Source organism: Ideonella sp. B508-1 (assembly GCF_000333615.1).
In the GTDB taxonomy this organism is placed as follows: domain Bacteria; phylum Pseudomonadota; class Gammaproteobacteria; order Burkholderiales; family Burkholderiaceae_C; genus Ideonella.
On record NZ_BADL01000581.1, the window covers coordinates 1 to 8,749 of the forward strand.

Annotated in this window: 10 protein-coding genes and 1 pseudogene; 4 read left to right on the forward strand and 7 right to left on the reverse strand. The window is 70.6% G+C overall.

The genetic code is table 11. The features are described 5' to 3' along the window. The 3 genes and pseudogenes from I73_RS22965 to I73_RS22975 form a co-directional block, all read left to right on the forward strand. Nucleotides 1-1,215 (forward strand): annotated as a pseudogene (locus tag I73_RS22965) (OB-fold nucleic acid binding domain-containing protein); the annotation flags it as partial. 99 nt (nucleotides 1,216-1,314) lie between these two features. Beyond that, nucleotides 1,315-1,833 (forward strand): hypothetical protein, encoded by a 519-nt coding sequence (locus I73_RS31165; RefSeq protein WP_022982767.1) that lies wholly within the window; start codon nucleotides 1,315-1,317, stop codon nucleotides 1,831-1,833. A gap of 72 nt (nucleotides 1,834-1,905) precedes the next feature. Beyond that, complete coding sequence (locus I73_RS22975) at nucleotides 1,906-3,108, forward strand: patatin-like phospholipase family protein (RefSeq protein WP_026097105.1); 1,203 nt, start codon at nucleotides 1,906-1,908, stop codon at nucleotides 3,106-3,108. A 2-nt stretch (nucleotides 3,109-3,110) separates the two neighbouring features. Here the strand turns inward: I73_RS22975 and I73_RS22980 are convergent, their stop codons facing one another. Further along, nucleotides 3,111-3,461 (reverse strand): helix-hairpin-helix domain-containing protein, encoded by a 351-nt coding sequence (locus I73_RS22980; protein WP_083877022.1) that lies wholly within the window; start codon nucleotides 3,459-3,461, stop codon nucleotides 3,111-3,113. Between the two features lie 176 nt (nucleotides 3,462-3,637). On the opposite strand from I73_RS22980, the gene rfaE2 reads away from it, so the two are divergent. After that, complete coding sequence (rfaE2, locus tag I73_RS22985; RefSeq protein WP_374701976.1) at nucleotides 3,638-4,111, forward strand: D-glycero-beta-D-manno-heptose 1-phosphate adenylyltransferase; 474 nt, start codon at nucleotides 3,638-3,640, stop codon at nucleotides 4,109-4,111. A gap of 25 nt (nucleotides 4,112-4,136) precedes the next feature. On the opposite strand, the gene gmhB is transcribed toward rfaE2, so the two are convergent. The 6 genes from gmhB to I73_RS33395 form a co-directional block, all read right to left on the reverse strand. After that, a complete protein-coding gene (gene gmhB / locus I73_RS22990) occupies nucleotides 4,137-4,694 on the reverse strand; it encodes a D-glycero-beta-D-manno-heptose 1,7-bisphosphate 7-phosphatase (protein ID WP_022982770.1) in 558 nt (185 codons plus the stop codon). Beyond that, complete coding sequence (rfaE1, locus tag I73_RS30095) at nucleotides 4,691-5,635, reverse strand: D-glycero-beta-D-manno-heptose-7-phosphate kinase (RefSeq protein ID WP_022982771.1); 945 nt, start codon at nucleotides 5,633-5,635, stop codon at nucleotides 4,691-4,693. The genes gmhB and rfaE1 overlap by 4 nt, the downstream gene beginning before the upstream one ends. After that, on the reverse strand, nucleotides 5,632-6,213 hold the full coding sequence (gene gmhA / locus I73_RS23000; RefSeq protein ID WP_022982772.1) for a D-sedoheptulose 7-phosphate isomerase: 582 nt from the start codon (nucleotides 6,211-6,213) through the stop codon (nucleotides 5,632-5,634). Before gmhA ends, rfaE1 begins: the two co-directional genes overlap by 4 nt. A gap of 2 nt (nucleotides 6,214-6,215) precedes the next feature. Then, nucleotides 6,216-7,364, reverse strand: coding sequence for a lipopolysaccharide assembly protein LapB (gene lapB / locus I73_RS23005; protein WP_022982773.1), 1,149 nt, complete (start codon nucleotides 7,362-7,364; stop codon nucleotides 6,216-6,218). Next, the gene (locus tag I73_RS23010) at nucleotides 7,354-7,650 is read right to left on the reverse strand and encodes a lipopolysaccharide assembly LapA domain-containing protein (RefSeq protein ID WP_022982774.1); all 297 of its coding nucleotides are present in this window, start codon (nucleotides 7,648-7,650) and stop codon (nucleotides 7,354-7,356) included. The genes lapB and I73_RS23010 overlap by 11 nt, the downstream gene beginning before the upstream one ends. Before the next feature lie 25 nt (nucleotides 7,651-7,675). Further along, on the reverse strand, nucleotides 7,676-8,749 hold a 1,074-nt coding region (locus I73_RS33395; RefSeq protein WP_026097109.1), incomplete at its 5' end, for a hypothetical protein.

Genomic DNA, 8,749 nt, shown 5'->3' on the forward strand with positions numbered 1-8,749 from the left:
CTTACCACACCGGCTGGCTCAAGGTGCATTACGTGGCCGAGTTCTTCGCGGCCAACATGACGATCGAAAATCAGCGACACCGACAAGCTCAAGGTGCTGCTGACCGATGCGGTCAAGAACTTCGGCATCCGCTTCGAGCCGCCCAGCGTCAACCGCGGCGTCTATCGCTTCGAGCCCCTGCCGGGGCAGGAGGGCCGCAGGGCGGTGCGCTACGGCCTGGGGGCGATCAAGGGCACGGGCCAGGGCGCCATCGAGGCCATCGTGGCCGCGCGTGAGGCCGATGGCCCCTTCACCAGCCTGTTCGATTTCTGCCGACGGATCGACAAGAGCCGGGTCAACAAGCGGGTGGTCGAGGCGCTGATCAAGGCCGGTGCCTTCGACGAGCTCCATCCCGACCGTGCCGCCACCCTGGCCAGCATCGGCCTGGCCTTCGACTGGGCCGAAACCCAGGCGGCCAATGCGCTGCAGGGCGGGCTGTTCGACTTTGGTGGTGAGGACGACCACGGCTCGCTGAGCCAGGAGCCGGCCCTGGTGGCGGTGGAGCCCTGGGGCGTGCGCGAGCGCCTGGCCCAGGAGAAGACCGCCCTGGGCTTCTACCTCTCGGGCCATCTGTTCGACGAGGACGAGGCCGAGGTGCGAATGTTCTGCAAGCGCCGCATCGCCGACCTGATCGACAGCCGTGACCCGCAGTTGCTGGCCGGCATCGTGGGCGACCTGCGCATCATCAACGGCCAGCGTGGCCGGGTGGGCATCTTCAAGCTCGACGACAAGAGCGAGCCGATCGAGGCGGTGGCCAACGAGGAACTGCTGGATGCCAACAAGGAGCTGCTGCGCGACGATGAACTGATCATCGTGCAAGGCAAGGCGCAGCCCGACCGTTTCTCCGGCGGGCTGCGGCTGAACGTGCAGCAGGTCTGGAGCCTGGCCGCGGCGCGGGCCCGCTTCGGCCGCTACCTCAGCGTGGCGCTGCACGGCACGGCCCCGGCGGTGGCCGGGCTGCTGCGCGAGCATCCGGCGCGTGTGGAACAGACCGACGAGGGCGATCTGGTGCAGGGCCTGGCGGTGCGGGTGCGCGTGGAGCGCCCCCAGGCCGTGGGCGAGGTCGAGCTGGGCGAGAGGGGCCGTTTCTGGCCCACCAACGAAGCCTTGGCCGCCTGGAAGGCGCTGGCCGGCGAGGGGCAGGCGCGCATCGTGTACGAAGTGGAGAGTCGGTAAGCAGGCGTATCCCCCGTCATCCCGGCCCGGGGGGCGCCGCGTTGTTGATCTATGTTCAACGACTGTGTCCGCCCGCCGTCTGGTGGGCGCCAAGACGCCATGCTGAATCGCCATCGCTGGAGCGCGCTTGCGCTCACGGCCGCCCTGGCGGCCTGGGCTCCGCTGTCCCATGCCGCGGACGTGGGGGTGTCCATCTCGATCGGCCAGCCGGGCCTGCAAGGCCGCATTGACATCGGTCGGTTCTACGAGCCGGCGCTGATCGCGCCGCAGCCCGTCATCGTGCAGCCGGCCCCCGTCTGGGCGCCGGTGCAGCCGGTCTACCTCTGGGCGCCGCCCGCCCACCGCGCCCACTGGGCGCGCTACTGCGCCCAGTACGGCGCCTGCGGCGCGCCGGTGTACTTCGTGCGGGACGACTGGTACCAGGCCCATGTGGTGCCGGTGGTGCACCGTGTTCCGCCGCCCCCGCCGCCCCCGCCGCCGGTGGTTTACCAGCCCGTCCCGGTGTACCGCGGTGGCCCGGGATATGGCTACGGCCCGGGCTATGGCCGTGGTTGGGACGACGACCATCACCATGGGCATGACCACGATCGGGACGGCGACCGCGGTGGTCGCTGGTAAGGGCTTTAACGGGGGCGCTTTGCCCGTCTGATTCCCTGGGCGGCCACGTGTTGCGGCACTAGACTGCCACGCATGCCGTCCACTCCCGTGCGCGGCCTGGTCCTCACCGGCGGCGGCGCCCGGGCGGCCTACCAGGTCGGTGTTCTGAAGGCTCTGCGTCACCTGCGCCGCGAAGCCGGTCTGGCCGGGGGCAACCCGTTTCCGGTCATCACCGGTACCTCGGCGGGGGGCATCAACGCCGCCGCGCTGGCCTGCCGGGCCGATGATTTCGATGCCGCGGTGGATGCCATGGTGGAGGTCTGGTCGAACTTCCATGCCGACCAGGTCTACCGATCGGACGCGCTGGGCATCATCCGCACCGGGGCGCGTTGGCTGACCCTGATGTCCCTGGGCTGGGTGATCGCCCGCTGGGTGCGCCAGCGGCCGCGTTCCCTGCTGGACAACGCCCCGCTCGGGGAACTGCTGCAACGCATGGTGCCGCTGGAGCGGCTGGAGGGCTTGCTGGCGCAAGGCCACCTGCAGGCCCTGGCGGTCACGGCCTCCAGCTACAGCAGCGGCCTGCACGTCACCTTCTACCAGGTCGCGCCGGAGGATCCGCGCCAGCCTTGGACCCGTTCCCAGCGCCTGGCCCTGCCATGCCAGCTCAGCCGCGACCACCTGCTGGCCTCATCGGCCATTCCCTTCGTGTTTCCCGCCCAGACCCTGACCTTGGGTGAGCGCCTGGAGTGGTTTGGCGACGGCTCCATGCGTCAGACCGCACCGGTGTCGCCGGCGGTGCACCTGGGTGCAGACCGGGTGCTGGTCATCGGCGCGGGGCGCATGCACGAGCCGGCGGCCCTGCAGCGCCCGGTGACCGAGGACTATCCCAGCGTGGCGCAGATCAGCGGTCATGCCCTGTCCAGCATCTTCCTGGATGCGCTGTCGGTCGACGTGGAACGGCTGCGGCGCATCAACCACACGTTGAGCCTGCTGCCACCGGAGGCGCGGCAGCACACACCGCTCCGGCCGGTGGAACTGCTGGTGATTTCCCCCAGCCAGCGGCTGGACGACATCGCGGCGCGGCACCTGTCCGCCTTGCCCTTGCCGGTGCGCGCACTGCTGGGGGGCGTGGGCGTGCAGGGGGAGGGCGCGGGTGCCCGCGGCGCGGCCCTGGCCAGCTACCTGCTGTTCGAGGAAGCCTTCACCCGTGAGCTGATCGCCCTGGGCGAGCGGGACACGCTGGACCAGCGCGAAGCCGTGCTGCACTTCCTGCGGCCCACCGCGATGGGTGCATGAGATCAGGGCGCTGAGAAGGGCTGACCGCCCACCCGCAGACCGGCCGCAGAGAGCTTGCGTGCCTTGCCCGGCCCCACGCCGGGCAGGCGGGCGATGAAGTCGCTCCAGTCCCGGAAGGGGCCGTGCACGCGCTCCCCCAGGATCTGGGTCGACAGCTGCGGGCCGATGCCCTTGATCATCTCGAGCTCGGCCTGGTTGGCCTCGTTCACCTCGGTGTCCAGCGGGGCTTCTGCCGCGGCAGCCAGGGCCAGCGGGCCCGCCAGCAGCAGCCCGATCCCGATCAGCAGCCGTCGGCGGTGTGGCCCTGGGGGCGTGCGGCCGGGTGTGTGCCGGTCGTCCTGGTGGATGTTCATGTCTGCGCTTCTCCCGGGAAAAGGTGGTTCGTCCGCTTCCGCCGCAACGGATAATTCCGGCGGTTCGGCTCTTCCACGATGCTTGCATCGCCTTTCCCGTGACGCATCCTTCTTCTTGCCCCACCGCCGCCGCCTGCTCCCCCTCCGAAGAGGGACCCTTGGCCCCGGGGCTGCCGCTGATCGAGCACAAGGTGGTGGAGGCAGATGCGCTGGCTTCTGCGCTGGCCCGGCTGCCGCGCCCCTGGGTCTTCACCAACGGGGTGTTCGATGTGCTGCACCGCGGGCATGTGAGCTACCTGCAGGCGGCCCGCATGCTGGGCGGCTCACTCATCGTGGGCCTGAACACCGACCGTTCCGCCCGCAGCCTGGGCAAGGGGCCGGACCGGCCGCTCAATCGCCAGCAAGACCGGGCCTGGGTGCTGGGGGCGCTGGCCAGCGTGGACCTGGTGATCTTCTTCGACGAAAGCACGCCGGTCGAGCTGATCGCCCGCATCCGGCCGGACTGGTACGTCAAGGGCGGCGACTACGACATGGAGACCCTGGCCGAGACCGCGCTGGTGCGCAGCTGGGGCGGGCGCTCCGTGGCCATTCCCTTCGTGGACGGCTACTCCACCACCGAGCTGGTGCGCCGCATCCGCGCCGGCCAGTGAGGGGGCGGCTCCCCGGCAGGCGGCTTCAGCCGCAGAGCGCGGCCACGCAGGCCGCCAGGTCGGGGTAGACCGCGTCGGCCAGCGCCCGGTCCTCGGGCGACAGATCCTGACCGGACTGGACGAGGTAGGCGTGCCCCACGCCGGCGGCGCGTGCCGCCTCGATGTCCGAGCCCTTGTCGCCGACCATCAGCGAGTCGGGCAGCGACAGCGCCAGTTCGCGGGCGGCCTGCAGGATCATGCCGGGCGCCGGCTTGCGGCAGTCGCAGTCGATGGCATAGGCCGCCACCGGCCCCTTGGGATGGTGGGGGCAGTGGTACACGCCGGCCAGCGGCACGCCCTGCGCAGCCAGGGCCTCCCGCATCTGACGGGTCAGGGCCTGGTAGTCGGCTTCCGTGTAGTAGCCCCGGGCGATGCCGGACTGGTTGGTCACCACCACCAGCGCGTACCCGGCTTCGTGCAGGCGGCGCATGGCCGCCACCGTGCCGGGCACGAACTGGAAGTCTTCCCAGCGGCTCAGGTAGGCGCTGTCGATGTTGATCACGCCGTCGCGGTCAAGGAAGGCGGCGCGCTGTGCGGTGCTCATGCGCGCAACTCCTCCAGGCTGACGCTGGCGGTGCCGAACTTGCTTACCACCACGCTGGCCGCATGGTTGGCCCAGGGCACCGCCTGGGCCAGCGTCAGGCCCGCGCCCACGAGCACGGCCAGGGTGGCGATGACGGTGTCGCCAGCGCCGGTGACGTCGAACACTTCGCGGGCTTCCGCGGGCACATGGTGGGCCCCCTGGGCATCGAACAAGGTCATGCCTTCTTCCGAACGGGTCAGCAGCAGGGCTTCGAGGCCCAGGCTGGTGCGCAGACCCTGGGCCAGCTCGCCCAGGTGGGCCTCGTCCCGCCAGGGGCCGGTGACCTGCGCCAGCTCCGAGCGGTTGGGGGTCAGCACGGTGGCACTGGCATAGCGGGTGTAGTCGCTGCCCTTCGGGTCCACCAGCACCGGCCGGCCCGCGGCACGGGCACGCTGGATCATCTGCGGGATGTGGGCCAGGCCGCCTTTGCCGTAGTCGGAGAACACAACCACGTCGTGGCGGGTCAGTTCCTCGTCGAAGCTGGCCAGCATCTGCTCCAGCACCTCGTGCGCCGGGGTGTTCTCGAAGTCCACCCGCAGCAGTTGCTGGGCGCGGCCGATGACCCGCAGCTTGACGATGGTCTTCAGGCACGGATCGCGCCGCAGCACGGCGCGGATCTGGCGCTCGGCCAGAAGCTGTTCCAGCCGGGTCGCGGGCTCGTCGTCGCCCACCACCGTGAGCACGGTCACCTGGGCCCCCAGGGCCTGGCTGTTGACCGCCACGTTGGCGGCCCCGCCCAGGCGGTCCTCCTCGCGGGTGATGCGCACCACCGGCACAGGGGCCTCGGGCGAGATCCGGTCCACTGCGCCGAACCAGTAGCGGTCGAGCATCACGTCGCCGACCACCAGCACGCGGCTGGCCTGCAGTGCCTCGGCCGAGGGCAGGGGCGTGCGGACCGTCATGCCAGCCCCAGTTCGTGCTCGATCAGGCCGCACAGCGTGTGGCCGATCAGGATGTGGGCTTCCTGGATGCGCGCGGTCACCTTGGAGGGCACGACGATGGCCACATCCGACAGCGGCTTGAGGGCGCCGCCATCTCGGCCGAGCAGGCCGATGACGGTGACACCCATCTCGCGCGCGGCCTGGACGGCTTTGACCACGTTGGCCGAGTTGCCGGAGGTGGAGATGCCGATCAGCACATCGCCTGCCCGCCCCAGGGCGCGCAGCTGGCGCGCGAACACCTCGTCGAAGGCGTAGTCGTTGCCGATGCAGGTGAGCGCCGAGCTGTCGGTGGTCAGGGCGATGCCCGCCAGGGGCCGGCGTTCCTGGATGAAGCGTCCGGTGAGTTCCGAGGCGATGTGCTGGGCATCGGCGGCCGAGCCGCCATTGCCGCAGAGCATCAGCTTGCCGCCCTGGGCCAGGGCGGCGGCAATGCGCCGGCCGGCGTCGTTGATTTCCGGCGTGAGGCCCGACAGCTGCTGGAACAGCTGCAGGTGCTCGGCCAGATTGGTCTGGAACAGGGTGTCGGAGGAGGAGGTCATCGTCAGAGTTCTTCGATCCGCTCGGGCGGGAAGCTGTCCCAGCTCAGGCAGCCGGGACATTGCCAGAAATAGCGCTGGGCCTCGAAGCCGCAGGCGGCGCAGCGGTAGCGCTGCAAGGGCTGGGCGGCACGGCCGACGGCCGCGCGCACGGCCTGGGCCGCGGGTTCGTCCCATTGCGGCAGGGGGCGTTGCAGCAGGGCCGCCGCAGCGCCCAGCGTGGGTTGTCGCTGCAGGTGTTGCAGCAGGGCCGGATCGGCGCTCAGTTCGTGCCCATCCAGCAGTGCGCGGGCGCGCAGCAGGTCCAGGCTGGGGGCCCGCTCGTAGGCCTCTCGCAGGGCCTGGCGGGCCATGTCCACTTGGCCGCAGGCCCGTGCGGCGTTCACGTAGTCCTCGCCGATCAGGGCGAAGGCCGCGATGTCACGCAGGCGCAACTCGTTCCACAGGGCCAGGGCTTGTTCTGCCTGGCCCTGGCGGGCCAGGCGTTGCCCCGCGATCAGCAGCGGCCGGGGGGCCTGGGGAGCGGCCTTGCGGGCCTGGGCCAGGGCCTTGTCGGCGTCCTCGGTGGCCTGTCTGGCGTCGGCTTCCAGGGCCAGTTCGCACCAGTAGTGCGCGATGCGCTGCCCGAAGGAGCCGGTGCCGGCGTGTTCCAGGGCGGCGGCCACCTCGGCTGCGGCGTGCCAGTCGCGCGAGCGCTCGTACAGGTTGAGCAGGGCCAGGCGGGCCTCAGTGTCGAAGGGGGTGCCCAGCAGGGCACGGTAGGCCTCCTCGGCGCGGTCGAACAGGCCGGCCTTCATGAAGTCCTGCGCCAGGGCGTACTGGGCCCGGTCACGCTCGGTCTCACCCAGGTCGGCCCGGCCCAGCAGATGCTGGTGGACCCGCACGGCCCGCTCGAACTCGCCACGCCGGCGGAACAGATTGCCCAGTGCGAAATGCAGCTCGGTGGTGTCCGGGTCGTTCTGAACTGCCTCGATGAAGGCGTCGATGGCCTTGTCCTGCTGCTCGTTGAGCAGCAGGTTCAGGCCCTTGAAGTAGGCCTTGGGCGCGTCGCGCTGTTCACGCCGGAACTGCCGCAGGTCCAGGCGCGAGCCCAGCCAGCCCAAGCCGAAGGCCACGGGCAGGCCGATCAGCAGCCACTGAAGATCAAATTCCATCGGGGATGTCGTGCGCAGAGACAGGGGCGGCAACGGGCGTCGCGGTTGCGGCGGCGCCTTCGATGCGCTGGGTGGCGCGGCGGCGCTGGCGCCACCAGTTGGGCGTCATGGCCAGCACACCGACCACCGTCCCGGCCGCGAAAGCCGCCAGCACGATGATCACCAAGGGCGCATTCCAGACGTAGCCGAAGAACCAGTGGACGGTGACCGTCTGCTGGTTGTTCAGCGAAAAGGCGAACAGGGCGAAGAAAACAAAGGCCCGGAAGAGCCAGACGAAGAAGCGCATCGAAACTCCCCGAATCGGCGTGATTCTACGAAGCGCCGCTGAGGACGGCCGAAGCGACGGTGGACGGGGCGCACGCCGCCTGACATGCCGAGCGGAGTTGGCCTCGCAGTGGTTCGGGCAGCGGCCCCGGGGCCGCCTCCCAGCGCTGCAGCTGCGGATTCAAGGGCAGAGCGCTCCAGGGGTGCGTCAGACCCAGGCCGGACTGCACCGTGGTCCAGTTGGCCTGCTGTGCTTGCAAGGCAGCCGGCGGGACCAGTGCGATCTGCGCAGCGCCGGGGCGCAGCAGGGCCCAGAGGTGGTCACGCCCCTGACCTGCGCCCACCCAGGCCCGAGCCGCCAGCATCTCGCCCATCAACGCGCTGGACCCTTCGTCGCCGGGGAAGTCGGTGTGGACGTCCACCACCGAGAAACCGGCCTCCCGCAGGACCTGCATCACGGACTGGCGCTGGGCCACATCGGGCAGGTCCACCAGCACGCGCGCAACGGGATCGGCCTTGGCTTGCAGCTCGCGTGCAGCGGCCAGGGCCTCGGCAGGGATGGCTTCGAACGCCCCGGCCTGCGGGTGTCGCTCGAAGACGTTACGTGCCTGCAGCCAGACGGGCTCGGGGTGCCAGACCGACCAGGCATCGCCTTGCAGATCGGCGGCGCACAGGCGGGTGAAGGTGGCCGGGAAGCCGCTGGCCAGATCGGGGAGGGCGTTATCGGCGTCCACCAGGCCGAATTGCTCGCCGGTGCGCCGATGGCGCTGCTGGGCCCACCAGCAGCAGGCCAGCCGCTGGCCCAGGTCCAGGCCACGCAGGTCCAGTGCGGTGGGCAGGCCGCTGGGGCCGCGCGCGGGTGTCTCGAAGCCCGGCGCCCGGTCGGTCTCGAGCCGGGCCAGCACATCCGCCACGGAGATGCGGTCCAGCTCAACGGGGGGCTGGGGCGCCTTCTCGCTGGCGGGAATCTGGGGCTCGGGCGTGAGCAGCATGCGCATCAGCGGGTCGTGGGACAGCAGGGGACGGTTGCCCAGCAGCACATAGCTGGGACGGTCCAATGCTGCCGCCAGGTTGCTGATGCCGGTGTCGTTGACGATGTTGGCGTCGGCCAGGGGCAGGGT